The following is a 25,503-nucleotide window of genomic DNA, read 5'->3' on the forward strand; positions in this document are numbered from 1 at the left end:
GGCTTCATCGGGGGCATGGACCATTTTCCCGAAGCCGCCCTTTCGGCGGACGATGCCGCCCGCCTCCGCCACGCCTATGCCCTGGCCGGCAAGGCGCGGGCGCGGGGCGACCGCCCCTTCTCCGCCGTGGTGGTCGCCGCCGATGGCGCCATCCTGGCGGAGGGGCTGTCCACCCAGGGGGCGGGCGGCGGCGGCACGCTCGCCCACAGCGAGATGAATGCCTGCCAGGCCGTGATCGCCGCCGGCATCCCCCGCGCCACCTTGCGGGCGGCCACCATCTATTCCTCGGGCGAGCCCTGTTCCATGTGCTCCTCCGCCATCTTCTACACCGGCATCGGCAGGGTGGTTTACGGCCTGTCCGCCGCCGCCATCCTGCATCTGCGAAACGCCCAGCCCCATACCGCCGGCCTCAACCTCTCCTGCCGCGCGGTGCTGGCGACGGCGGCCGAGTCGGTGGAGGTGGTGGGCCCGGCGCTGGAGGCCGAGGGCGCCGTCCCCCACCAGGGCTACTGGGTACAGGGCGCGGCGTAGGGCGCCTCCGTACCAGATTCTACAGCCCGCAGCCCGGGACGCCGCGGAAGACCGCGCCGTGCGGGTTGATCTGGATTACGAAAACTCCATATGATGGCGCATGCCGGGGCGGCTCTCACCCTCGCCCCGCAGGAGGTTTAGCAACCATGGCTTTCGGTCCCGACAACCGCTTTCAGACGGGCACGTCGGCCTGGACCCAGCCCTTCGGGCGGTCCGCGGCCGTTGATCAGGCGCAGCTCGACGAAGGGCTGCGGAGCTACATGCTGCGCGTCTACAACTGGATGGCCTCCGGCCTCCTGATGACCGGCATCGTGGCCTACCTGATCTCGTCGAACCCCGACGTGGCCGCGCTGTTCTACCAGGTCGTCCGCGGTCCGCGCGGCGTCAGCACCGTGCCGACCATCCTCGGCTGGGTCGCGATGTTCGCCCCGCTCGCCTTCATCCTGGTGCTGTCCTTCGGCATCAACCGGATGAGCAAGACGACGGCGCAGGCGCTGTTCTGGGTCTTCTGCGCCGTGATGGGCGCGTCGATGTCCAACATCTTCGCGATCTACACGGGCGCCTCCATCGCCTCGACCTTCTTCATCACGGCGGCGATGTTCGGCTCGGTCAGCCTCTACGGCTACACGACCAAGGCGGACCTGACCCGGATGGGCAGCTTCATGATGATGGGCCTGATCGGCATCATCATCGCGGGCCTGGTGAACATGTTCATCCAGTCCTCCGCCCTGCACTTCGCGATCAGCGTCATCGGCGTGGTGGTCTTCGTCGGCCTCACCGCCTACGACACGCAGCGGATCAAGGCGGACTACCTGGAATACGCCTATGCCGAAGGCACGGATGAAGCCGGCAAGCGCAGCGTCTTCGACGCGCTCGGCCTCTACCTGAACTTCGTCAACATCTTCCAGCTGCTGCTGCAGTTCGTCGGCGTCCGCCGCGAATAGCAATCCGCACCCGGAAGGGGCCTGAGATGGCGGCGCGCATCCCCCGGGGTGCGCGCCGCTTCCGTTTTGGGGTGCCGCGATGCTATGGCACCGCCGTGCGCCTGCGACCCGCCCTGATCCGCCTGCTGACCATCCTGCTGCTGCTGCAGTGGGGCACGGCATTCGGCCATTGCCTGCGCATGGCATCCCCGGAAGCGCTGCTCCACCTGGAGATCTGCACGCCGGACGGCATCCAGCGCTTGGCGATGCCCATCGCGGCCGATCCGACGGGTGAGGATGGCGCGGACCCCGCCACCCCCGTGCCCGCCCATCCGGCCGCGGGCATCTGCCCCGTCTGCGCCGGCCCCGCCACGGTGGCCCTGCCGCCGCCGCCCGTCAGCCTGGTCGCACCGCTGCTGCTGGTGCAGGCGCCGCAGCCGCCGGCGCCTTCCACCCCCAGCCCGGCACCACCGCCGCGCTGCCAGCCCCAGCCCCGGGCGCCACCGACCTCCTGAACCCCGTCCATGCCCGCCGGCCCCGCGCCGGCATGCCCAACGGCTTCAGGAACCCATCATGTCCCGTTCGATCATCGCGGCCGCCACCCTCGGCCTGCTCGCTTGCCTGCCGCTCGCCGCGGAGGCCCATGTCACGCTGGAAATCCAGCAGGCCCCGCCCAATTCCACCTACCGCGCCGTCTTCCGCGTGCCCCATGGCTGCGAGGGCGCGCCCACCATCCGCGTCACCGTCCGCCTGCCGGAAGGCGTGACGGAAGCCCGCCCCATGCCCAAGGCCGGCTGGACGCTGCGCACCGTGCCCCGCGCCACCGCCCCCGCCGCCGCAGGCCACGGCGCCGCGCCCCCGGTCGCTGAGGTGATCTGGGAGGGTGGCAGCCTTGAAGACGCGCATTACGATGAGTTCATCGTGCGGATGCGCCTGCCCGATCGGGCCGGCGAGTTGCTCTACATTCCCGTCGTGCAGGATTGCCCGGATGGGAAGCAGGCCGCCTGGGTCGAGATCCCGGAACCCGGCCGCCGCGTGACGGACTACCGCATGCCCGCGCCGGCCCTGCGCCTGGCGCCGCGCAACTGAAGGGGACCCGGACCATGGACCAGACCCGCCGCCTGCTGCCGCTCGCCGCCCTCGCCGCCGCTGGGGCAGCCAGCCTCGCCCCACGCCCCGCCGCCGCCTGCGATGCGGAGGCGATGGAAGCCCACCTCACCGCCGTCTGCGACGGCGCGCTGGAACCCGCCCGCCAGGCCCTCGCCGCCGCAATGGAACACGCGACGGCGGAGGAACGGATGGCGATGCAGCGCGCGCTGACCATCGCCAACAACACCTGCACCACCGGCGATCCCGTCGCCGGCGCCCGCATCGCCGCCAACCTGGCGCGCCTCGCGGGCCGGATCGAAGGCCGCGCCGGCGTGCAGAGCCTGACACTCGACCTGCTGGGCTGAGGGGAACACCATGACCATCCTGACCCGCCGCGCCGCCATCGGCGCGGCGATCCTGCTCGTCCCCGGCATCGCCTCGGCCCAGCAGCAAGGCGTCACCGTCGCCTCCCCCTGGACCCGCGCCGCGGGCCAGGGCGGCACGGGGGCCGGCTTCATGACGCTGCGCAACGCCGGCCCCACGCCGGACCGCCTGGTGTCGGCCCGCGCCGCCATCGCCCGCACGGTGGAACTGCACACCCACATCCACGACAATGGCGTGATGCGCATGCGCCCCGTGCCCGCCATCGAGGTCCCGGCAAGGGGCGAGGTCCAGCTGCGGCCGAGCGGCTTCCACCTGATGCTGATCGGCCTGACCGCCCCGCTGCGGCAGGGCGAGCGCATTCCCGTGACGCTCGTCTTCGAACGGGCGGGGGAGGTGCAGGTGGAACTCACCGTCGAATCCGCGGGTGCACGCGGTCCGGCCGCAGCCGGCCATCACCACTGACGCGACAGCACCCGGCCATGCTGTGATGCCCCCCGACCCGAGGAGGACAAACGGCATGGCCAGGCGCATCAATCCCGCCACCCTGGACGCGGTGGTGGGCACCTTCTACCCGCCGCCCTTCCACACCCCCTGCCTCGCCCGGGCGCGCACGAAACTGGGCGACGCCGCGGGGCTGACGCAGTTCGGCGTCAACCTGCTGCGGCTGCCGCCGGGCGCATGGTCCAGCCAGCGCCACTGGCAGACCCTCTCCGACGAATTCGTCTTCGTCCTGGCCGGTGAGGTCACGCTGGTGACGGATGCGGGGGAGGAGGTGCTGAAGGCCGGGGAGGCCGCGGGCTTTAACAGGCTGCGGAAGGACGGGCGGCTGAGGATGGGCGAGCGAATTTTCGTGCAGGAAAGGATGACGCGCAGACACGATGTGGTTGCATCGTGGCAAGCGCCAAAGGGGGTTGGCCCGAATCCTGCGCGGAAAGGCGCCGTCCAGCCGACCCGTCCCGTTTTTCCGCAGCCTGTTAAGGCCGGCCACCCGGATGGCCACCACCTCCGCAACCACAGCGCCCAGCGCGCTGGTGCTGGAGATCGGCACGCGGATCGAGGGTGACGGCGCCGTCTATCCGGATATCGACATGCTGGCCCCCGGCTTCGGCGAGCCCGCGATGTACACGCGCCGCGACGGCACGCCCTGTCCCGATCTGCGGCGACGCGGGCCCGGCGAGGAATAGCCGGCCCCGGTTGTCGCCAGCCGCGAAGCGGAGCAAACCCTTCCCCAACCTACTGGGGAAAGGATACGACCATGCTGAAAATCCATGGAATCGCGCGCAGCCGGGCCTTCCGCTGCATCTGGGCGGCTGAGGAAGCCGGCCTGCCCTACGAAGTGATCCCGATCGGCTTCGGCCCGGGGCTCAAGGATGCCATCTCGGCCGTCAATCCGAACGGCAAGGTGCCGGCCATGACGGATGGCGACCTCACGCTGTTCGAAAGCCTGGCGATCAACCTGCACATCGCCGCCAAGGCCGGCGCGCCGCTGATGCCCACGGGCGACGATGCCTCCCGCGTCCTGCAATGGACCTTCTGGGCGGCGACGGAGGTCGAGCCCTCGGCCGGGATGTGGGCCTACAACACCTATCTGAAGCCGGCCGACCAGCGGGACGCGGCGGTGGCGAAGGCGGGGGCGGAAGGCGTCGCCGCGCGCCTGGCGGTGCTGGAAGGCCACCTGGCCAAGGGCGGCCCCTGGCTGCTGGGGGCCACCTACACCATCGCCGACTGCAACCTGGCCGCCGTGCTCTACGGCGCCTGGTCCAACGGCTTCGATTTCAGCGCCTTCCCGAAGGCCAAGGCCTGGCTTGATGCCTGCGTGAGCCGCCCGGCGGCGCTGGCCGCCCGGAAGCAACGGGACGGCTGATCCCCGTTACCCCTGGCCACTAGCCTCGGCCGTGGCCCGCCTCAGCGCGGGCCGCGGCTGCGGTTCTGGGCCAGTTGGTCCGGCGTCAGCTGGAAGCTGATGCGCACCACGTAGTTGCCGGCGGACACGCCATCGCCGATCGGCAGGCGCAGCCGCGCCGCCTGGCCATTGGTGTTGATGCGGGTCTGGTTCGACGCCATCGCTGCCCGCGCCGTGAAGGCCTGGCGCTCGATCACATCCGTGTCGCCGGCATCCGACACCGCGGCGAACCACGGAAGGTCGAGGCTGCCGCCCCGCGCGGCCGGCCCGCGTTCCACCTGGAAGCGCGGCGTGACGCGCACATCCAGCGCCCGGCGGTCCCGCGACGCATAGTCGCAGACCGCGTCGAAGCCCGCGATCCGCGCATCCAGCACCATCGTGGTCAGGTCCCGCGGCGCGCCGGCGACATACTGGGTCAGGTCCGCGCCATCGGCCAGGATGGTGATACGCGGGCAGGGCGCCTGCCCGGCGGTCAGCACGTTGCTGGTCGATTCGCTGCCACCGCAGGCCGCCAGCATCGCCGGCAACGCCACCACCGCCACACCCTTGGCCACAACGGACCGGAACCCTGGCTGCGTCATGCCGGAGCACTCCCCCTTTGAACCCGTCACCGCGGCCGGTAAGGTGGCGCCGCGCCACCCGCTGCGTCTATCGCATCGCGGGCGCCGCCCGACTATCCCCTATGCCCATCCCCGCCCCACACCTAGAAGCCGAGCCTCCGAAGCCCCGATGCCCGATGAGACGAAGCCCCGGCTGAACGTGTTGCTGGCCGGCCCGCGCGGATTCTGCGCCGGCGTGGACCGCGCCATCAAGATCGTGGAGGAGGCGCTGCGCCGCCACGGCGCACCCGTCTATGTGCGGCATGAGATCGTGCACAACCGCTTCGTGGTCGAAAGCCTCGAACGCCAGGGCGCCGTCTTCGTCGAGGAACTGGACGAGATCCCCGATGACGGCCGGCCCGTCGTCTTCTCCGCCCATGGCGTGCCGAAGGCGGTGCCGGAAGCGGCGGCGAAGCGGAACCTCTTCGCCCTCGACGCCACCTGCCCCCTGGTGTCGAAGGTGCACCGGGAGGCGGAGCGCCATTTCGCCCGCGGCCGCCACATCATGCTGATCGGCCATGCCGGCCATCCGGAGGTCATCGGCACCATGGGCCAGCTTCCCCCCGGCGCCGTGACGCTGGTGGAGGATTCCGCCCATGCCGAGACGGTGGAGGCCCCCTCCGACCTGCCGCTGGCCTACACGACGCAGACCACCCTCTCGGTCGATGACACCGCCGATATCGTCGCCATCCTCCAGCGCCGTTTCCCGGACATCGCCGGCCCGGCGAAGGAGGACATCTGCTACGCTACCACCAACCGCCAGGCGGCGGTGAAGGCCATCGCGGCCCGGGGGGCGGAGCTCGTGATCGTCGTCGGCGCGCCGAACAGCAGCAATTCCGTGCGGCTGGCGGAAGTCGCCAAGCGCGCCGGCGCGGCGCGGTCCGTGCTGGTGCAGCGCGGCGCGGCACTCGACCCCGCCATCGCCGATGGCTGCACCACCATCGGCCTGACGGCCGGGGCCAGCGCCCCGGAAGTGCTGGTGGAGGAAGTGCTGGCGAAACTCGCCACCCGCTTCACCCTGGCGGTGGAGGAAGTGGTGGTGGCGGAGGAGAAGGTGGTCTTCCGCCTGCCGCCCGGACTCTCCCAGCCCGGCGTCCAGCCTGACGCAGCAGAATAGCCCCCCTCCATGGCGGTCTATACCGAGGTCTCGGACGAGGCGCTGCGCGCCTTCCTGAGAGATTACGACATCGGCGGCCTCCTCGCCTTCCGCGGCATCGCGGAGGGGGTGGAGAATTCCAACTACGCGCTGCGCACCGATCGCGGCGACTATGTGCTGACGCTGTACGAGAAGCGCGTCGATCCGGCTGAACTGCCCTATTTCCTCGGCCTGATGGACCATCTGGCGGCGCGCGGCCTGGCCTGCCCGGTGCCGCTGCGCGGGCGGGATGGCGTGTCGCTGCGGGAACTGGCGGGCCGCCCGGCCGCCATCTGCACCTTCCTGGAAGGCGTCTGGCCGCGCCGGGTCCGGCCGGACCATCTGGCGCCGCTGGGCGAGGCCCTGGCCAGGCTGCATGACGCCAGCGGGGATTTCCCGCGCAACCGCCCGAATGCGCTGGGCCCGAAGGGCTGGGCGCCGCTGCTGGAAGGCTGCCGGGACCGCGGCGATGAGGTCTCGCCCGGCCTGGTCGCCGAGTTGGATGGCCACCTCGCCGGCATCCTGGCCGCCTGGCCGGAAGCCGGGGTGCTGCCGGTCGGCCAGATCCATGCGGACCTCTTTCCCGACAACGTCTTCTTCCTGGACGATGCCGCCGGGCGACCGCGCGTTTCCGGGCTGATCGACTTCTACTTCGCCTGCACGGATCTGCTGGCCTACGACATCGCCGTCTGCCTGAACGCCTGGTGCTTCGAAGCCGATGGCATGTTCAACGTCACCAAGGCGCGAGCCCTGCTGACGGCGTATGAGGGCGTCCGCCCGCTGTCGCTGGCGGAACGCGCGGCGCTGCCGGTGCTGTGCCGCGGTGCCGCCATCCGCTTCCTGCTGACCCGCCTCTATGACTGGACGCATACCCCCGCGGATGCGCTGGTGACCCGGAAGGATCCCTTGGAATACCTGCGAAAGCTGCGTTTCTTCGCCCAGGCCGAGACCGCCGGTGCCCTCGGAGTCTGACCCCCGCATCGATCCCCGGGGGGACGATCGTCCCCTGGTGGAGATCTGGACGGATGGCGGCTGCAAGCCGAATCCGGGCCCGGGCGGCTGGGCCGCCATCCTGAAATTTGGGGAGATGGAGAAGGAGCTGACGGGCCACGACCCCGCCACCACCAACAACCGCATGGAACTGACCGCCGCCTGCGCGGCGCTGGAGGCGCTGAAGCGCCCCTGCCGCGTGGTGCTGCACACCGACAGCGAATATGTCCGCAACGGCATGGAACGCTGGATCAAGGGCTGGGTCAGGAACAATTGGAAGAACGCGGCCAAGGAACCGGTCGCCAACTACCCGCTGTGGCAGCGCCTGCTGGAAGCCGCCAAGCCGCATGACGTGGAATGGAAATGGGTCCGCGGCCATGCCGGCGACGCGATGAACGAACGCGCCGACGTGCTGGCGACGCGGGCGCGGGTGGAAGCGGGGTAGCGGCCCGGCGGCACACATCCCCCGCCTGGCGCCTTGCCACGACAAACCCCGCTCACATCCAGCCCCCGGCGCCGCGCCCGGCCGGCGCACCCCCGACGGCTATTGTCTCGTTGACGGAAGCGTCGCGTTACGCCGACACTCAACCCGTCCGCGTGTCCTGTCGGCTTTCTGTCGACCCTGGGTGGCGCAGACGGCTGGAGCAGGGCCATTGGACGAAGCCCCCGATCAGGGTGCCGGGGGTGGCTTCAAGCTGGCGCGCATCGCCGATTTGCGGGACCTCGAAGGCGGCACCTACTGGCCGCAACTGCAGCCGCATTTCGCCAACCCGCATTACCGCACGCTGCGCTACCGGCTGGACGGATCCGCGCGCGGGACGGAGGGCGCGGCCCGCGCCCTCGCCGTCCGGGGCGCCAGCGGCATCGGGGAGTTGGACGTCGCCTATATCGCCGATCGCCTGGCCGCCCGGCTGACGATCGAGCAGGGCGGCATCGCGGGCTACTGCCTCACCGCCGTCACCCGCGGCGCGCTGGCCTTCTCCGGCGCGCCGGGCGTGCGGGCGGCGCAGGGAGTCGATTCCCGGGTCGGGCTGGTCTATCGCGGCGCGCCCGGCACGACCCTGGCCGCGGCCGGCGACCATGAACGCATCGCGCTCTGGGTCGGGGCGGAAAGCCTGGGCCGGCGCCTGGCCGCGCTGCTGGACGGGCCGATCGACCAGGAGATCGCCTTCGATCCGGTCTTCAGCTGGGATTCCCCCCAGGCCCAGGGCCTGCTGCGCCTGCTGCGATTGATGCGGGAGGAAGTGGCAGCCCCCCTTCCCTTCGCGGGCAGCGACCTCGCCAGGCGATCCTTCTCCGACCTCCTGCTCTACAGCCTGCTGAACGCCGCCCCCCACAACCATTCCCTCCACCTGCTGCGCAACGCCGCGACCGCCACCCCCGGCATCGTGCGGCGGGCGGAGGAGTACATCCGCGCGCATCTGGAATCGCCGCTGGCGCTGCATGACATCGCCTCCGCCGCCGGGTGCAGCGTGCGCAGCCTGCAGGCAGGCTTCCGCCGGTTCCGGGACACGACACCGATGGCCGCGATCCGCCAGGCCCGCCTGGCCGCGGTGCGGGACGCGCTGCGGGCCGCGGCGCCGGGCGATACCGTCACGGACCTGGCGCTGCGCTTCGGCTTCACCCATCCCGGCCGCTTCGCCCAGGCCTATCGCGCCGCCTTCGGCGAATCCCCCCGCGCCAGCCTGGGCCGGACCGACCGCGACGGGGGCTGACCCCGCCGCGCCGTCGAAGACTGGCTTCGAAGACTGCGCAAAACGTCCTTTCCCTGCGCGATCCGGATAGAGCGCGCGTACCGGACGGCCGAGGCTGCCTGGTGGGAGCGAATCGCGAGAAGGGGTGCCCAGGCACCCCCGGGGCGGCGCTGATCCAGCATGGATGCCCGGGGTGCGAGGAGACAATGGCCGAAAAGCCCGGCTGCCCCGCTTCGCCTCAGCCGCCCGCCCCCCCGGCGGCACGCGGCCGGGCCCGGCCGACGGACTGGCCACGCCGCGCCCCACCGCCGCCGCTGAAGCGGGGCCCGCGCCCCGCGCCGGCGGCCCTGCGGCAGGCCGCCATACCCGCCTTCTTCGCCGCCCGGCTGCTGACCCCCCGGCTTCCCAACCCCCGGCTTCCCAGCCCCCGACTGCCGCCACGGCGCTGACGGGGCTGCTCGGCCGCATCGGCGATGGCGGGCTCTTCGCCCCGCCCCTTGCCTTCCTGGTCGGCCTGGCACTGCCGCCGCTGGTGCTCTTCCAGCCGCTCCGGCTGGGCTGGGCGCGCGCCCAGGCCTTCGCGACCCGGGCCAGGGCCTGAGCCCGGCGGGCTCAGGCCCGCGCCCTCATCGCAGCGGCAGCGCGTACATCAGGCCGCCCCGCGTCCACAGGTCGTTCAGCCCCCGCTGCAGGCCGATCGGGCTGCCGGAGCCGAGGTGACGCTCGAAGCTCTCACCGTAATTGCCCACGGCCTTGATGGCGTTGAACAGCCAGCGTTCCTCCAGGCCCAGCGCGCGGCCGAAGCCGGCGGTCACGCCCAGCATGCGCTGCACGCCGGGGTTCGGGTCCCGCAGCCGGGCCTCGACATTGGCCTGGGTGATGCCCTGTTCCTCGGCCTCGATCAGCCCCGACAGCACCCACTTCACCACGTCGAACCACTGGTCGTCGCCATGCCGCACCATCGGGCCGAGCGGTTCCTTGCTGATGCGCTCCGGCAGCAGCAGATGGTCCTGCGGATTCTGCAGCGCGGTGGCGCGGTAGGATGCCAGCTGGCTCGCATCCTGCGTCATCGCGTCGCAGCGTCCGGCGGCATAGGCGGCGACGAATTCATCCGGCCGCTCGATCAGCACCGGCGTGAAGCGCATGTTGTTAGCGCGGAAATAGTCGGTGATGTTCAGTTCGCTCGTCGTGCCGGGCTGGATGCAGACCGTCGCGCCATCCAGCTGCCGCGCGGAGGCGACGCCGGAGGATCGCCGCACCAGGAAGCCCTGGCCGTCGTAGAAATTCACCCCCGCCATGTTGAGGCCGAGCGCCGTGTCGCGCACCAGCGTCTGCGTGGCGTTGCGCGCCAGCACGTCGATCTCACCCGACTGCAGCATGGTGAAGCGGTTCTGGGAGGAGGTGGCGACGAAGCGCACCTTGGACGGATCGCCGAACACCGCCGCCGCCAGGGCACGGCAGAAATCGGCGTCAAGCCCGCGATACTCGCCCCGGCTGTCGGGGGCGGAGAAGCCGGCCACGCCCTGGTTCACGCCGCAGATCACGCTGCCCCGCGCCTTCACCGCATCGAAGCTCGGCCCCGCCGCCGCGGTGCCCATTCCCGTCAGCGCCAGGCAGGCGCCCAGCAGCCAGTTGCGCAACATCACCCGAGTCCCCCGTTGGATTGGTCGCCCAGCATGGCGCCCGGCGCGGCGCCGCGCCAAGCCGCCCCCATTCGAGCGAAGCCCGGACGCCCGGTTCGCTCCTGCGTTGTGCGCCGCCCGGGCAGCCGGTAAGCCGGGGCCGGCAGGGTTGCGGCAATGGGGGCGGGCGGATGCAGGCGGCGATGGTCGGAGGCTCGGCGGGATGACGGAAAGCCGATCCGCGTGGCGCAGCCTCCTCCGCCGGCTGCAGGGCAGGCGCCCACCCCCCGCCGCCGACCCGCCCTGGCCCGCGCCCGCGGCGGACGGCTCCCTGCTGGCGGATGAGGATCTGCGCGCATTGGTGCCGTCGGCGCTGGAGAAGGCGGTCCGCATCCGCTGCCACACCGTGCCGGTGGAACCCTCCATCATCCTCTGCCGCGTGCTCGGCCGCTTCAAGATGCTGGTGGATGGGCGCGACATCGCGCTCTCCCCCCACCTCATGCTCGATGGCTATTGGGAGATGTGGACGACGACCTTCATGCTGCGCCACGCGGCACCGGGCATGGTCGCCATCGATGTCGGCGCCAATCTCGGCTATTTCTCCGTCCTGCTCGCCCATCTCGTCGGCCCCACGGGCCGCATCGTCGCGGTGGAGCCCAATCCCCGCCTGGCGCAACTCGCTGAACGCAACCTGGCGCTGAACGGCTTCTGGCACACGGCGCGGGTCGAACGCATCGCCGCCGGCGCCACCAGCGGCCAACCCGTCCAGTTCCGCTTCATGGCGTCGGACCCGAAGAACGGCCATGTGGTCGAAGCCGGCGCCGGATTGCCGCCGGGGGAGGCGATGGTCGAGATCGCCGTGCCGGGCATGCGGCTGGATGATGTCGTCGCCGGCCCCGTGGATCTCATCAAGATCGACATCGAGGGCGCGGAGGAACAGGCCTGGGCCGGCATGACCCGCCTGCTGGATGCCAGCCCCGCCATCATCGTGCTGATGGAATTCAACGCCTTCCGCTGCCGGACGCCGGATGAGACGCTGGCCGGCATGCAAGCGCGTTTCCCGCTGCGCGAATTGCGGCTGGACGGCGCGGTGGTGCCGGTGGAGGCCGAGGCGATCCTGCGGCGGCGGGAGGATACGCTGCTGGTGCTGACGCGGCGCGACCTGTAGGGCCGCCGCAGGAAGCGTCTGGACGACTGCCCCGCTTGCGCGCGATGCTCCCACGCGAACGAACCGATGGGGGCCTGGCATGGCTGGCATTTCCTTCACGCGCCGCGCGGCACTGGCGGCCGGCGCCGGCATCGCCTCCGCGCCGCTGATCCGCGCGCGCGGCGCGCAGGCCCAGGGCGCGCCGGTGAAGGTGGGGGAACTCAACTCCTACTCCCGCATGGCCGCCTTCTCCGTCCCCTACCGCAACGCCATCCAGCTGGCGGTGGATGGCATCAACCGCGCGGGTGGCGTCATGGGGGGCCGGCCCCTCGAATTCGTCTTCCGCGACGATGGATCGACACCCGGTGACGCCGTGCGCGTGGCGGAGGATCTGCTGACGCGGGAGGGCTGCGCCTTCCTGGCCGGCACCTTCCTGTCCAATGTCGGCCTCGCCGTCGCGGACCTCGCGAACCAGCGCAAGAAGCTGTTCCTGGCGACGGAGCCGCTGACCGATGCGCTGACCATGGCGCAGGGCAACCGCTACACCTTCCGCCTGCGTCCCAGCACCTACATGCAGACGCGGATGCTGACGGAAGCCGCGCGCGGCCGCACCACCCGGCGCTGGGCGATTGTCGCGCCCAACTACGAATACGGCCAGTCCGCAGCCGCCAATTTCAAGCGCCTGATCACCGCCAGCATCCCGGGCGCGGAGATCGTGGCGGAGCAATATCCGGCGCTCGGCCGCGTCGATGCCGGCGCCACCGTCGGCGCGCTGGCCCAGGCGCGCCCCGATGGCATCTTCAACGTGCTGTTCGGACCCGACCTGACGGCCTTCGTGCGGGAGGGCAACACACGCGGCCTGTTCGAACGCCGCTTCGTGCTGTCCCTGCTGACGGGCGAGCCCGAATACATGATCCCGCTGGGGGATGAGACGCCGGAGGGCTGGATCGTCACCGGCTATCCCTGGGAACAGATCACGGATGGCCCGCACAAGGCCTTCATCGACGCCTACCGCGCCCGCTTCAACGACACGCCGCGCAAGGGTTCGCTGCTGGGCTACGTCACCGCGCAGGTGGTGGCGAATCTGCTCAACAAGGCGAATTCCATCGACAGCGAAGTGCTGGTGGACGCCTTCAAGGACCTGCGCACCGATACCGTCGTCGGCAACGTCACCATGCGCGGCATCGACCAGCAGGGCACCATGGGCACCTGGGTGGGGGAGACGGTGCTGCGCGGCCGCAATGGCGCCATGCGCAATGTCCGCTACGCCGACGGCGCCGACTTCATGTTCCCGGAAGCCGAGGTGCGCGCCGCGCGCCGCAGCTGATATCGATGGATATCGGTTTCATCGTGGTCCAGTCCCTCTCGGGACTGGCCAGCGCCTCGGCCTTGTTCATCATCGCCTCGGGCCTCACCCTCGTCTTCGGCGTCACGCGCATCGTCAATTTCGCGCATGGCAGTTTCTACATGCTGGGCGCCTATATCGCCGTCACGGTCGTGCCCTGGCTGCTGGAGATCGACCGTTCGCCCACGCTGTTCTTCGTGGGCGTGCTGATCTCCGCCATCGCGGTCGGCGTGCTCGGCGTGCTGATGGAGCTTCTGCTGCTGCGCCGGCTCTACAAGGTGCCGGAACTGTTTCAGCTATTGGCCACCTTCGGCGTGGTGCTGATGGTGCAGGATGCCGTCCTCAAGATCTGGGGGCCTGTGGACATTCCCGGGCCGCGCGCGCCGGGCCTTCGGCATGGCGTGGAGATCCTAGGCCAGCGATTCCCGGCCTATGAGCTGTTCCTGATCGTCATCGGCCCCGCGGTGCTCGGCCTGCTCTGGCTCCTGATGCACCGCACGCGCTTCGGCATCCTGATCCGCGCGGCGACCCGGGACCGGGAAATGGTGGGCGCACTTGGCGTCAACCAGGCGATGCTCTTCACCGGCACGCTGTTCCTCGGCGCCGCGCTCGCCGGCCTCGGCGGGGCGTTGCAGATTCCCCGGGTGTCGGCGTCATCGCAGATGGACCTTTCCATCATCACGGAGGCCTTCGTGGTGACGGTGATCGGCGGCATGGGCAGCGTGCCCGGTGCCTTCCTCGCCGCCGTGCTGATCGGACAGCTCCAGGCGTTTGGCGTGCTGGTGTTTCCGAAGATCACGCTGGTGCTGGTGTTCCTGCTGATGGCGGTGGTGCTGGTGGTGAAGCCCTGGGGGCTGCTCGGCCGCCCGGAAGCCGCCGCCGGGCGCGCCGCGCTGCCGGAGGGCATTCTGTCAATTCGCGGCTTCGGCTGGGCGGAGAAGCTGATCGCCGCCATCGCCATCGCGGCCATGCTGGCCGTGCCCGTCTTCGGCGACACCTACACAGTGAAGGTGGCGACGGAGGTGCTGATCTTCGCCCTTGCCGCCTTCTCGCTGAATTTCCTCATCGGCAATGGCGGTATCGTCAGCTTCGGCCACGCCGCCTATTTCGGCCTGGGCGCCTATGCCGCGGGGCTGCTGGTGACGAAGGGCGGGCTGCCCATGGAACCCGCGCTGGTCGCGGCCCCCATCGCGGGCGCGGCCTTCGCCGCCCTGTTCGGCTTCTTCGTCGTGCGCCTGTCCGGCATCTATCTGGCGATGCTGACGCTGGCCTTCGCGCAGATCGCCTACGCCGTCTGCTTCCAATGGGTGGAGGTGACGGGCGGCGACAATGGCGTGGTTGGCGTCTGGCCCAGCGCCTGGGCATCCTCGCGCCACGTCTATCACTACGTCGTCGCCATCTGCGCCATCCTCGGCATCATCGCGTTGCGGCGCGTGGTCTACGCCCCCTTCGGCGCCACGCTGCGGGCGGCGCGGGATTCGGAACAGCGCGCGGATGCGATCGGCATCGATGTCCGCACCCATCGATGGCTGGCCTTCACGCTCGCCGGCGCTGCGGCCGGTCTCGCGGGCGGGCTCTACGCCTTCTCCAAGGGCTCCATCGACCCGACGCTGCTGGCCATCCCGCTTTCCGTCGATTTCCTGGCCATGATCCTGCTCGGCGGCATCCAGACGGTGATGGGGGCGGTCGCGGGTGCGGCGGCCTTCCACACCATCAAGGACATCTTCATGCCGCTGACGGATTTCTGGCGGTTCCTTCTGGGCGCTTCGATCATCGCGCTGGTGCTGATCTTCCCGCGCGGCCTGGGCGGCGCCTTCGCTTCCATGCGGGGGCGGGCATGACGCTGCTTTCGGTGGAGCGGCTGAACAAGAAGTTCGGTGGCGTCGTCGCCGCGAATGACGTCACCTTCGCGCTGGCTGCTGGCGAAATGCTGGCCATCATCGGCCCGAATGGCGCGGGCAAATCCACCACCTTCAACATGGTCGGCGGCCAGCTGCGCCCCGATACCGGCCGCGTCGTGCTGGCGGGCCAGGACATCACCGGCCAGCCGCCCCGCCAGATCTGCCGGATGGGCGTCGGCCGCACCTTCCAGGTGGCCCAGACGTTTCTCTCGATGTCCGTCGCGGGCAATGTCCAGATGGCGCTGATCGCGCATCACGGCCGCACGCGGGATGTGGTGGCGGATGCCGCCACGCTCTATCGCGACGAAGCCCTCGCGCTCCTGGCCCGCGTCGGCATGGAAGCCGATGCCGATCGCCCAATCGGCGAACTCGCCTATGGCGATGTGAAGCGCGTGGAACTCGCCATCGCGCTGGCCGCCGCGCCGCGCCTGCTGCTGATGGATGAGCCGACGGCCGGGATGGCGCCCCGCGAACGCGCCGCATTGATGCAACTCACCGCCGATATCGCACGCGGCAGCGGCATCGGCGTGCTGTTCACGGAACACGACATGGACGCCGTCTTCGCCCATGCCGACCGCATCCTGGTGCTGGTGCGGGGCGAGGTGATTGCCGAGGGCGCGCCCGACCAGGTGCGCGCGAACCCGGAGGTCCAGCGCGTCTATCTCGGCACCTCGGGCCACAAGGCCGCGCTGCGGGCCAGGCGCGCCGCGCATGGATGACCTCGTCCTCGACGTCACCGGCCTCAAGGCCGGCTATGGCCCGGCGGAGATCCTGTTCGGCGTCGACCTGACGCTGCGCCGGGGCGAGGTCGCGGCGCTGATGGGCCGCAACGGCGCCGGCAAATCGACCACGATGAAGGCCATCATGGGCATGCTGCCGCCGCGCGCGGGCCGCATCCGCTTCGCCGGCGCCGACATCACGGGCTGGGCGCCCTATCGCATCGCCCGCGCGGGCCTCGGCTATGTGCCGGAGGATCGCCGCATCTTCACCGACCTGACGGTTGCGGAGAATCTGGAGGTCGGCCGCCGCCCTGCACGCGGCGGCCGCGCGCCCTGGACGCCGGAGCGCCTCTGGTCCTTCTTCCCGAACCTGGCGGAAATGCGCGGCCGCCGCGCCAGCGCCATGTCCGGCGGCGAACAGCAGATGCTGACCATCGCCCGCACCCTGATGGGCAACCCCGACGCCGTGCTGCTGGACGAACCTTCCGAAGGGCTCGCCCCCGTCATCGTCGAGCAGATGGCGGAGGCCGTGCTGCGGATGAAGGAGGAAGGCATCGCCGTGCTGCTTTCCGAGCAGAGCCTCGATTTCGCCGCCGCCGTCGCGGACCGCGCGATCGTCATCGAGCGTGGCGAGATCCGCTGGACCGGCACGATGGAAGCGCTGGAAAACGACGAACAGGTGCGGGCGACATGGCTGACGGTATGACAGCCCGCCCGGCGCCTGAGGGCATGGTCATCGCGGGCATCGATGTAGGCGGGACCTTCACCGACCTGCTGCTGCGCGGGGCAGATGGCCGCATCCACCTGGCGAAAGTCCCCACCACCATCGCCAACCAGGCCGATGGCGTGCTCGCCGCGATCGAGGCCGCGGGCGCCACCCCCGCGACGCTCGACCTCATCATCCACGGCACCACGGCGACGACGAATGCCGTGCTGGAAAGGAAACTCGCCAAGGTCGGGCTGGTGACGACGCAGGGGTTCCGCGACGTGCTGGAACTCGGCCGCCGCACGCGGCCCAACCCCTATGGGCTGAAAGGCGGGTTCGAGCCGCTGGTGCCGCGCGAACTCCGCCGCGAAGTGGCGGAACGCATGGATGCCCGCGGCGCCGTCGTCACGCCGCTCGACGAAGACGCCGTGGCAGGCGAGGTGCGCGCGCTGGCGGCGGCGGGATGTGAATCCCTGGTGATCCATTTCCTCCACGCCTATGCGAACCCCGCGCATGAACGCCGCGCGGGGGAGATCGCGCGCGCCATCTGGCCGAACGGGCATGTGACGCTCGGCCATGAACTGCTTTCGGAATTCCGGGAATACGAACGCGGCACGACCGCTTCCGTGAACGCCGCCGTGCAGCCCGTGCTGGACCGCTACATCACGCGGCTGCAGAAGAAGCTGGCGGAGCGCGGCCACCGGCGCGACCTGCTGGTGATGAATGGCAATGGCGGCACCGTCTCCGCCCGCCTGGTGTCGCGCGACGCCGCCAAGACCGTGATGTCCGGCCCCGCTTCCGGCGTGATGGCCGCGGCGGCGACGCTGGCGCAGAGCGGGCTGCGCAACGCCATCACCTATGACATGGGCGGCACTTCCACCGATGTGGCGCTGATCGCGGGTGGCGTGCCGGAGGTCTCCGCCGAACTCTCCATCGCCTATGGGCTGCCGATCCATCTGCCCATGGTCGATGTGCGGACGGTGGGCGCCGGCGGCGGCTCCATCGCCAGCCTGGACCGCGCGGGGATGCTGCGCGTCGGTCCCGAAAGCGCGGGCAGCACGCCGGGACCGATCTGCTATGGCCGCGGCGGCTCGCGGCCGACGATCACGGATGCGAACATCATCCTCGGAAGGCTCGACCCCGCGCGGCTGCTGGCGGTGAAGGATGCCGTCTCCCTAGACAGCATCAGGGAAGTCTTCGCGCGTGACCTGGCGCGCCCGCTCGGCATGACGGTGGAGCAGGCGGCGGAGGCGGTGATCCGCCTCGGCAATGTCCACATGACCGGCGCGATCCGCCTGGTCTCGCTCTCCAAGGGCCACGACCCCCGCGATTTCTGCCTGTTCGCCTTCGGCGGCGCCGGCCCGCTGCACGCCGTGGCGCTGGCGCGGGAGATCGGGATTCCGGAGGTGCTGGTTCCTGCGCGCCCCGGCCTGACGAATGCGCTGGGCTGCCTGGTCGCCGACCTTCGCCAGGATTTCGTCAACACCATCAATCGCGGCCTGTTCGAGATCCCCGTTGAGGAGATTGCCACGACACTGGCCGCGCAGCGCGAACGCGGCATCGCGACGATCCAGGCCGATGCGCCGGCGCTGGAGGAGATCATCGTGCTGCACAGCGCGGAGATGCAGTTCCGCGGACAGACGCACCTCATCCGCGTCGCGCTGCCCCGCGACGACATGACGCTGGCGGAGATCCAGCAGGCCTTCGAGGCCGCCTACTTCGCCCGCTTCCGCGTGGAGTTGCCGGAGATCCGCGCCGTGCTGGTGAACCTGCTGACCACCGTCATCGGCCGGCGGCCTTCCTTTCCGCTTTCCGCGCTGCTGGACCCCGAGGCGCGCCGGGGCGGGATCGACGCCGCGCGTATCGGCGACCGCGATCTGTATGCCGATGGCGCCTGGCATCGCGCCGCCGTCTGGCAGCGGGAGAAGCTGCCGGAAGGCGCGGTGCTCGCCGGCCCCGCCATCATCCAGCAGGCGGATGCGACGACAGTGCTGGAACCGGGATCGCGCGCCATCGTCGATGCCATCGGCAATCTCCGGGTGACGCCATGATGGATGCCCTCACCCTCGCCGTCATCCAGGCGGGCCTCCAGCAGGTCTGCAACGAGATGGACATCGCCTTCTCCCGCGCCGCCTTTTCGCCTGTCATCGCGGAGGCCGATGACCGGTCGGACGGCATCTACGCGGCGGAGGATGGCGCGCTGATCGCGCAGGGCGAACTCGGCCTGCCCGTCTTCGTCGGCACGATGGCGCATTCCGCCGCCCATCTGGTGCGCCTGATCCGCGAAGGCGCCGTCGCGGCGCCCGAACCCGGCGACATCTACATCGTCAACGACCCCTATCTCGGCGGCACGCACCTCATGGATGTGCGCTTCGCCCTGCCCTTTTTCGTGGAAGGGGAGTTGTTCTGCTGGCTGCAGAACACCGGCCACTGGCCGGATATCGGCGGCATGGTTCCCGGCGGTTTTTCCGCTCACGCAACGGAGGTCGAGCAGGAAGGCCTCCGCCTGCCCCCCGTGAAGCTCTTCAAGCGCGGCGTGCTGGACCGGGAGATCCTGTCCATCATCCAGTCCAACATCCGCGTGGCCGAACAGCGCATCGGCGACATCAAGGCGCAGGCCGCGGCACTCCTGGTCGGCGAACAGCGGCTACGGGAGATCGTGGCCCGCTACGGCCTGGCGACGCTGCGCACCGCCATCGCCGGCATCAGCGATCGCGCCGCGGATCGCATGCGCGCCGAGATCCGCCGCATCCCCGAAGGCAGCTACAGCGCGGAGGCCTTTGTCGATTCCGATGGCGTGGTCAACGAACCCTTGCGCATCGCGCTGACAATCACGCGCACGGGCGATGAACTTCACTTCGACCTGTCGCAAAGCTCGCCACCCTGCCAGGGCCCGATGAATTCCGTCTGGGCCACGACCTGCTCCGCCGTCTATCTCGCGATGAAGCACATCTTCCCCGATGTGCCGATCAATGCCGGCACCTTCGCGCCGCTGCGCGTGATGCGGCCGGAGGGCACCTTCCTCGATGCCCGCTACCCCCGCCCCGTCTCCGGCTGCGCGGCCGAGGTCTCCCAGCGCGTGGCGGAGGCGGTGTTCCTCGCCCTCGCCCCGGTGCTCGACATCTGGGCGGCACCCGCCGGCACTTCCGGCAATTTCGCGCTGGGCGGCTTCGATCCCGCGCGCAAGGCCGGCTATGTGATGTACCAGATCACCGGCGGCGGCTATGGCGCCACGGGGGATGCGGATGGCCTGACCAATGGCTGTTCCACCATCGGCATCAGCAAGACCGCGCCGGTCGAGGTGATGGAACAATACTACCCCATCCTGTTCCGCCGCTTCGCGATCCATGAGGGCAGTGGCGGCGCCGGCGCGCATCGCGGCGGCTTCGGCGTGCATTACGAGATCGAGCTGCTGCGCGGCGAGGCGCGGGCCAGCTTCGTGATGGACCATGGCCGCTTCGGCCCGCCCGGCGTGCGCGGCGGCGGCGATGGGGCGCGCAACGTCGTGCGCCTGCACCGCGACGGCACCACCACCGTCCCGGCGCATCTGTCGAAGGACCAGGGCCTGCTGCTCCGCGCCGGCGACCGGGTGGAGGTGATGACCCCCGGCGGCGGCGGCCATGGCGATCCCCTCACCCGCGATCCTGCCCTCGTCGCGCGCGACGTGACGCGCGGCACCTACACCAGCGCGCAGGCTGAATCGCTCTGGGGCGTGGTGCTGCGCGACGGCGCGGTGGATGAGGCCGCCACGGCTGCGCGAAGGGCGCGCGCATGATCCGCTACCATCGTCCCGCGACGCTGACCGAGGCGCTGGCCATCCGCGCCGGCGAGGATGTCGCGATCCTGGCCGGTGCGACCGACATATACCCCGCCGCCGCCAATCGCCGCGCCTGGGGCGATCCCACGCACAAGGATGTGCTGGACATCACCGCCATCCCCGGCCTGCACGACATCGAGGAAGACGCGCATGGCTGGCGGATCGGCTGCCTCGTCACCTGGTCGCAGGTCGCACGCGCCGATCTGCCGAGGCAATTCGACGGGCTACGCCAGGCGGCGCGGCAGGTCGGCGGCGTGCAGGTGCAGAATCGCGGCACCATCCTCGGCAATCTTGTCACCGCATCGCCCGCCGGCGACGGCATCCCGAACCTGCTGGCGCTGAACGCCACTGTCGAGATCGCGGGCCCCGATGGCACGCGCATGATGCCCGTCGCCGATTTCCTCACGGGCTATCGCGCCACGGCACTGGGCCACGACGAGATCGCGGTGGCGCTGCACATTGCGAAGATGCCTCGCGCCATCAGCGGCTTCCGCAAACTCGGCGCGCGGCACTACCTCGTCATCTCCATCGCCATGGTGGCGGGTGTCGTGGACATCGACGAGAATGGCCGCATCCTGATGGCGCGCCTTTCCATCGGCGCCTGCACCGCGACGGCACAGCGCCTGCCGGTGCTTGAGGGCGAGTTGCGCGGCACCTCCATCTACCAGGCGGACAAGGTGCCGGAGGCAAGGCACCTCGACCACCTTTCCCCCATCGACGACATCCGCGCCACCGCCGCCTATCGCCGCGATGCCGCGCTGCGTCTGCTGCGCGACCTGCTCTGGGAGTTCGGGGAATGATCGCCTTCACCCTGAACGGCGCGCCCGCCAGCACCGATGCCGCGCCCTTCGCGCCGCTGTCGGACACGCTGCGCGAAGGCCTCGGCCTGACCGGCACCAAGGTGGGGTGCGAGGCCGGGGATTGCGGCGCCTGCACCGTGCTGATCGACGGCGCCCAGGCCTGCGCCTGCCTGGTCCCGACCGCGCAGGCCGAAGGCGCCAGCATCACCACCATCGAGATGCAGTCGGGCGAGGCGGGCGCGCTGTTGGCCAGGCTGCGCGCCGCCTTCATGGCCCATGGCGCCGCGCAATGCGGCATCTGCACCCCCGGCATGATCATGGCCGCCGCCGACCTGCTGCTGCGCGAAGCCGCGCCGGATGCGCAGGGCGTGCGGGACGCCATCGGCGGCGTTCTCTGCCGCTGCACGGGCTACCAGAAGATCGTGGAGGCCATCCTGGCCGCCGCCAGCGGCTTCGCCCCCGTGGAGCAGGAGGCCGCCGCTGGCGAGGCCGTGGGCGCCTCCATCGCCCGCCTCGATGGCTGGCCGAAGGTGCTGGGCACGGAACGCTACGGTGCGGATGGCGCGCCGGCGGATGCCCTGTGGCTGCGCGTGGTGCGGTCCCCCCATGCCAGCGCCCGCTTCACGCTGGGTGACCTCGACGCCGCGCGCGTGACGCTCGGCCTGGCTGCCATCCTGACATCGGCCGATGTCCCCGGCCTCAACGCCTTCGGCATCATGCCCGCGCTGAAGGACCAGCCCGTGCTGGCGGATGGATTCGTCCGATATCGCGGTGAAGCCGTGCTGGCTTTGGTCGGCGATCGTGCGGCGGTGGAGGCGGTGCGGGACGCCGAATTGCCGATCGCCTGGCAGCCACAACCCGCCTTGATCGGCACCGCCGCCGCCCGCACGGCGGGCGCGCCCCTGCTCCACGCGCACGCCCCCGGCAACATCCTCGTCCAGGGCCGCCTGGCGCGCGGCAATCCGGACGCCGCCCACGCAACCGCAGCCGCCACCGCGGTGGGCCACTTCACCACCGCCTTCGTCGAGCACGCCTATATCGAGCCCGAGGCCGGCTACGCCATTCCGCGCGAGGACGGCATGGACATCATCGCCTGCACCCAGGCGCCGTACATGGACCGGGAGGAAGTGGCCCGCGTGCTCGGCACGCCGGAAGACTCGGTCCGCATCATCCCCTCGGCCTGCGGCGGCGGCTTCGGCGGCAAGCTCGATGTCTCCGTGCAGCCCGTGCTGGCCATCGCGGCGCGGCACGTGAACCGCCCGGTGCGCGTCACCTACAGCCGCACCGAAAGCATGGCGAGTTCAACGAAGCGCCACCCCGCCCAGCTTCACGCCCGCATGTCGGCTGACACTGAAGGAAAATTCCTCGCCTACAGCCTGGAGGGCGATTTCAACACCGGCGCCTATGCCAGCTGGGGCCCGACGGTCGCGAACCGCGTGCCTGTCCATGCCGCCGGCCCCTATCGCGTGCCGCATGTGCGGGCCCATGCGCGCGCGATCCACACCAACGAACCGCCCTCCGGCGCCTTCCGCGGCTTCGGCGTGCCGCAGGCCGCCATCGCCACCGAATCGCTGGTCGATGATCTCGCCCTGCAACTCGGCATGGATCGCTGGGAAATCCGGCGGCGCAACGCCCTCACCCGCGGCGATGCCACCCATTCCGGCCAGGTGCTGCATGCCTCCGCCGGACTGCCGGAATGCCTCGATGCGCTGAAGCCGGATTGGGATGCGATGCTGGCGAAGGTTGCCGCGCACAACGCGGAGAACCCACGCCATCGGCTCGGCGCCGGGATCGCCTGCATGTGGTATGGCTGCGGCAATACCTCCATGTCCAACCCGTCGCGCATCCGCGCCACGCTGGCGCGCGACGGGCGCCTCACGCTGTGGAACGGCGCCGTCGATATCGGCCAGGGCAGCACCACCGTCATCGCGCAAATCTTCGCCGATGCGCTGGGCCTGCCCGTGGCCGCGCTGCACATCGTCACGGGCGATACCGCGCTGACGCATGACGCCGGCAAGACCAGCGCATCGCGCCAGACCTTCGTCAGCGGCCGCGCCGCGATGCAGGCCGGGCAGGCGCTGCGGGCGCAGATCCTGCAACTGGCGAATGCGGGCGATGATGCGCGGATCTCGCTCACCGGCACCACACTCACCATCACCGACAGTGCCGGCGCCGCGCGCGGCATCGACCTCGCCACCCTGCCCGCCGATCTCGATGCCGAAGGCCGCTACGACCCGCCGACCACCGCGCTCGACGCCGATGGCCAGGGCATCCCCTATGCCACCTACGGCTTCGCGGCCCAGATCGCGCTGGTGCGCGTGGACACGCAACTCGGCACCATCAAGGTCGAGGAGATCGTCGCCGCGCAGGATGTAGGCCGCGCCATCAATCCGGACCTGGTGCTCGGCCAGATCCATGGTGGCATCGCCCAGGGCCTCGGCCTGGCACTGATGGAGGAATACATCCCCGGCCGCACCGAGAATCTGCACGACTACCTGATCCCGACGGCCGGCGACGTGCCCGCCATCCGCATCCACCTGGTGGAGGACCCGGAGCCCGAGGGCCCCTATGGCGCCAAGGGAGTCGGTGAACCCGCCTTGGTCCCCACCGCCCCCGCCATCCTCGGCGCCATCCGCCACGCGACGGGGGTGCGGATCACGCGCGTGCCCGTGCTGCCGCACCGCTTGTGGGAAGCCATGCGATGAGCCAGGACCACATCTCCGCGGAGGCACGCTCGAAGAAATTCGGGGCCGCGGAAGATGGCGGCATCATCCGCTGCGATGCCTGTCCCGTCCTGTGCCGCATCCGCCCGGGCCGCAGCGGCGCCTGTTCGCGCTACGCGAACCAGGATGGCGTGCTGGTGCGAACCGACCCCGCGCTGGCGCTGGCCCATGTCGTCGATTCCGGCGGCGCCGTCGTGCCCTTCGCCGATGCCGAATGGGATGGGAAACTGCTCGATCCGTCCCGCGCCTTCATCACCGGAATCGGCTCCGGCACCACCTATCCCGACTACAAGCCCGCGCCCTTCATCGTCGGCAGCGAACATGCCGGAGTCGATACCGTGACCGTCGTGACGGAGGGTATGTTCAGCTATTGCGGCGTGAAGGTGAAGATCGACACGGACCGGCACCTCGGCCCCGAAACCGCCGCCGTGCGCGCGAAGGGGGAGCAGATCGGCCATGTCACCACGGCCGAATACGGGTCGCAGATGCTCTCCCTCGGCGGCGTCCATCACCTGACCGGCGGCAGCAAGAAGGAAGGCGTCGTCACCTGCGAGGCGCTGCTGAAACTCTGCGAAGGCGAGGCCGTCGAACTCACCATCGATGGCGGCCACAGCGTCATCGTCCAGGCAGGCCAGGCGCCGATCGTGGATGGCGTGCCCGAACGCCGCATGCGCGTCGGTTGCGGCAGCGCGGCTGTCGGCATCTTCGCGCAGCAATGGCAGGGCCATGTGGATGAGGTGATCGTGGTCGATGACCACATCACCGGCGTGCTGACGGAACACCAGGCGGGCAAGGTGCTGTCCATGCGCCCCGCCGGCATCCGCGTGCGCGGCCGCCGATCCACCCCCGGCCGCTACTTCCAGGTGGCGCGGCCCGGCATGGGCTGGGGCGGCACCGACATCACCGATCCGCTCGCCATCATCGAGAGCATCGACCCGAAGATCGCCTGGCCCGGGCTGCGCCTGCTGATGACCTCCACGACCGGGGAGGATGCGCTGTGGTGCGTGCTGGACGAGGATCTCAAGCCCCAACCGGCGGCGATGCCCGACGCCGTGCGCCAGGTGGTGGACCGCATCGGGGAGAATTGCGAACCCTCGCTCTGCACCGTGCTGTTCATGGCCGGCGCAGGCGGCAGCCTGCGCGCCGGGGTCACGGAAAACCCCGTGCTGCTGACGCGCGCGGTGGCCTCCGGCGATGTGCGCGTGACGATGGGTGGCGCGCCCGTCTATCTCTGGCCCGGCGGCGGCATCACCATCATGGCGGATGTGCTGCGCATGCCCCGCGGCAGCTTCGGCCATGTGCCGACACCCGCCCTGGTCGCCCCCATCGAATTCACCCTGCCGCGGGACCTCTATGCGCGGCTCGGCGGGCATATGGGCGATATCGTGCCGGTTGAGACGCTGCTGCGCGGGCTGGGCGATGGGCTGCGCATCCAGGGCTGGGACGCCGCCAATCCCTGGCCCTTCGCGCGGTAG

At 70.5% G+C, this 25,503-nt stretch carries 26 protein-coding genes; 24 read left to right on the forward strand and 2 right to left on the reverse strand.

All coding sequences use genetic code 11. From position 1 onward, the window contains the following. The first annotated feature begins 15 nt into the window (after positions 1-15). The 9 genes from ACTIE5_RS21300 to ACTIE5_RS21340 all read left to right on the forward strand — a co-directional run bounded on the left by ACTIE5_RS21300 (position 16) and on the right by ACTIE5_RS21340 (position 4,791). Complete coding sequence (locus ACTIE5_RS21300) at positions 16-531, forward strand: deaminase (protein WP_439551734.1); 516 nt, start codon at positions 16-18, stop codon at positions 529-531. Between the two features lie 146 nt (positions 532-677). Beyond that, positions 678-1,475, forward strand: a complete 798-nt coding sequence (locus ACTIE5_RS21305; protein ID WP_439551735.1) for a Bax inhibitor-1/YccA family protein — start codon at positions 678-680, stop codon at positions 1,473-1,475. Positions 1,476-1,570: 95 nt separating this feature from the next. After that, positions 1,571-1,969, forward strand: coding sequence for a DUF2946 family protein (locus ACTIE5_RS21310; RefSeq protein WP_439551736.1), 399 nt, complete (start codon positions 1,571-1,573; stop codon positions 1,967-1,969). Between the two features lie 58 nt (positions 1,970-2,027). Next, complete coding sequence (locus tag ACTIE5_RS21315; RefSeq protein WP_439551737.1) at positions 2,028-2,543, forward strand: YcnI family copper-binding membrane protein; 516 nt, start codon at positions 2,028-2,030, stop codon at positions 2,541-2,543. Positions 2,544-2,557: 14 nt separating this feature from the next. Beyond that, positions 2,558-2,908, forward strand: coding sequence for a hypothetical protein (locus ACTIE5_RS21320; RefSeq protein ID WP_439551738.1), 351 nt, complete (start codon positions 2,558-2,560; stop codon positions 2,906-2,908). A gap of 10 nt (positions 2,909-2,918) precedes the next feature. Continuing rightward, positions 2,919-3,389, forward strand: coding sequence for a copper chaperone PCu(A)C (locus ACTIE5_RS21325; RefSeq protein WP_439551739.1), 471 nt, complete (start codon positions 2,919-2,921; stop codon positions 3,387-3,389). Positions 3,390-3,444: 55 nt separating this feature from the next. Then, positions 3,445-3,990, forward strand: a complete 546-nt coding sequence (locus ACTIE5_RS21330) for a cupin domain-containing protein (protein ID WP_439551740.1) — start codon at positions 3,445-3,447, stop codon at positions 3,988-3,990. After that, positions 3,959-4,111 carry a hypothetical protein gene (locus ACTIE5_RS21335; RefSeq protein ID WP_439551741.1) on the forward strand — a complete coding sequence of 51 codons (153 nt, stop codon included), beginning with the start codon at positions 3,959-3,961 and terminating at the stop codon, positions 4,109-4,111. Before ACTIE5_RS21330 ends, ACTIE5_RS21335 begins: the two co-directional genes overlap by 32 nt. 71 nt (positions 4,112-4,182) lie before the next feature. Beyond that, positions 4,183-4,791: a glutathione S-transferase family protein gene (locus ACTIE5_RS21340; protein ID WP_439551742.1), complete on the forward strand. Its 609-nt coding sequence runs from the start codon at positions 4,183-4,185 to the stop codon at positions 4,789-4,791. A gap of 41 nt (positions 4,792-4,832) precedes the next feature. Here the strand turns inward: ACTIE5_RS21340 and ACTIE5_RS21345 are convergent, their stop codons facing one another. Beyond that, positions 4,833-5,411, reverse strand: a complete 579-nt coding sequence (locus tag ACTIE5_RS21345; protein WP_439551743.1) for a hypothetical protein — start codon at positions 5,409-5,411, stop codon at positions 4,833-4,835. 148 nt (positions 5,412-5,559) lie between these two features. On the opposite strand from ACTIE5_RS21345, the gene ispH reads away from it, so the two are divergent. From ispH to ACTIE5_RS21370, 5 genes are all read left to right on the forward strand, one after another. Next, positions 5,560-6,546, forward strand: coding sequence for a 4-hydroxy-3-methylbut-2-enyl diphosphate reductase (gene ispH, locus ACTIE5_RS21350; protein ID WP_439551744.1), 987 nt, complete (start codon positions 5,560-5,562; stop codon positions 6,544-6,546). 9 nt (positions 6,547-6,555) lie between these two features. Further along, on the forward strand, positions 6,556-7,536 hold the full coding sequence (locus ACTIE5_RS21355; protein ID WP_439551745.1) for a homoserine kinase: 981 nt from the start codon (positions 6,556-6,558) through the stop codon (positions 7,534-7,536). A gap of 34 nt (positions 7,537-7,570) precedes the next feature. Then, positions 7,571-7,999: a ribonuclease HI gene (gene rnhA, locus ACTIE5_RS21360; protein WP_439552075.1), complete on the forward strand. Its 429-nt coding sequence runs from the start codon at positions 7,571-7,573 to the stop codon at positions 7,997-7,999. Positions 8,000-8,207: 208 nt separating this feature from the next. Continuing rightward, the gene (locus ACTIE5_RS21365) at positions 8,208-9,269 is read left to right on the forward strand and encodes a helix-turn-helix transcriptional regulator (RefSeq protein ID WP_439551746.1); all 1,062 of its coding nucleotides are present in this window, start codon (positions 8,208-8,210) and stop codon (positions 9,267-9,269) included. A 163-nt stretch (positions 9,270-9,432) separates the two neighbouring features. Continuing rightward, positions 9,433-9,849, forward strand: coding sequence for a hypothetical protein (locus tag ACTIE5_RS21370; RefSeq protein WP_439551747.1), 417 nt, complete (start codon positions 9,433-9,435; stop codon positions 9,847-9,849). 25 nt (positions 9,850-9,874) lie between these two features. On the opposite strand, the gene ACTIE5_RS21375 is transcribed toward ACTIE5_RS21370, so the two are convergent. Continuing rightward, entirely contained in the window at positions 9,875-10,891 is a 1,017-nt protein-coding gene (locus tag ACTIE5_RS21375) for an amino acid ABC transporter substrate-binding protein (RefSeq protein ID WP_439551748.1), read from the reverse strand. A 202-nt stretch (positions 10,892-11,093) separates the two neighbouring features. Here ACTIE5_RS21375 and ACTIE5_RS21380 point away from each other — a divergent pair, with 202 nt between their 5' ends. The 10 genes from ACTIE5_RS21380 to ACTIE5_RS21425 all read left to right on the forward strand — a co-directional run bounded on the left by ACTIE5_RS21380 (position 11,094) and on the right by ACTIE5_RS21425 (position 25,503). Continuing rightward, a complete protein-coding gene (locus ACTIE5_RS21380) occupies positions 11,094-12,038 on the forward strand; it encodes an FkbM family methyltransferase (RefSeq protein ID WP_439551749.1) in 945 nt (314 codons plus the stop codon). Between the two features lie 79 nt (positions 12,039-12,117). Then, positions 12,118-13,344, forward strand: a complete 1,227-nt coding sequence (locus tag ACTIE5_RS21385; protein ID WP_439551750.1) for an ABC transporter substrate-binding protein — start codon at positions 12,118-12,120, stop codon at positions 13,342-13,344. A gap of 5 nt (positions 13,345-13,349) precedes the next feature. Continuing rightward, entirely contained in the window at positions 13,350-15,203 is a 1,854-nt protein-coding gene (locus tag ACTIE5_RS21390) for an ABC transporter permease (RefSeq protein ID WP_439551751.1), read from the forward strand. Next, entirely contained in the window at positions 15,200-15,982 is a 783-nt protein-coding gene (locus ACTIE5_RS21395) for an ABC transporter ATP-binding protein (RefSeq protein ID WP_439551752.1), read from the forward strand. Before ACTIE5_RS21390 ends, ACTIE5_RS21395 begins: the two co-directional genes overlap by 4 nt. Beyond that, positions 15,975-16,688: an ABC transporter ATP-binding protein gene (locus ACTIE5_RS21400; RefSeq protein ID WP_439551753.1), complete on the forward strand. Its 714-nt coding sequence runs from the start codon at positions 15,975-15,977 to the stop codon at positions 16,686-16,688. The genes ACTIE5_RS21395 and ACTIE5_RS21400 overlap by 8 nt, the downstream gene beginning before the upstream one ends. Continuing rightward, a complete protein-coding gene (locus ACTIE5_RS21405) occupies positions 16,673-18,739 on the forward strand; it encodes a hydantoinase/oxoprolinase family protein (RefSeq protein ID WP_439551754.1) in 2,067 nt (688 codons plus the stop codon). The genes ACTIE5_RS21400 and ACTIE5_RS21405 overlap by 16 nt, the downstream gene beginning before the upstream one ends. Continuing rightward, positions 18,736-20,463, forward strand: coding sequence for a hydantoinase B/oxoprolinase family protein (locus tag ACTIE5_RS21410; protein ID WP_439551755.1), 1,728 nt, complete (start codon positions 18,736-18,738; stop codon positions 20,461-20,463). Before ACTIE5_RS21405 ends, ACTIE5_RS21410 begins: the two co-directional genes overlap by 4 nt. After that, a complete protein-coding gene (locus tag ACTIE5_RS21415) occupies positions 20,460-21,305 on the forward strand; it encodes an FAD binding domain-containing protein (RefSeq protein ID WP_439551756.1) in 846 nt (281 codons plus the stop codon). The genes ACTIE5_RS21410 and ACTIE5_RS21415 overlap by 4 nt, the downstream gene beginning before the upstream one ends. Further along, the gene (locus tag ACTIE5_RS21420) at positions 21,302-24,010 is read left to right on the forward strand and encodes a molybdopterin-dependent oxidoreductase (protein WP_439551757.1); all 2,709 of its coding nucleotides are present in this window, start codon (positions 21,302-21,304) and stop codon (positions 24,008-24,010) included. The genes ACTIE5_RS21415 and ACTIE5_RS21420 overlap by 4 nt, the downstream gene beginning before the upstream one ends. Beyond that, positions 24,007-25,503, forward strand: a complete 1,497-nt coding sequence (locus ACTIE5_RS21425; RefSeq protein WP_439551758.1) for a 6-hydroxynicotinate reductase — start codon at positions 24,007-24,009, stop codon at positions 25,501-25,503. The genes ACTIE5_RS21420 and ACTIE5_RS21425 overlap by 4 nt, the downstream gene beginning before the upstream one ends.

The organism is Falsiroseomonas sp., assembly GCF_051859025.1.
Taxonomy (GTDB): domain Bacteria; phylum Pseudomonadota; class Alphaproteobacteria; order Acetobacterales; family Acetobacteraceae; genus Falsiroseomonas.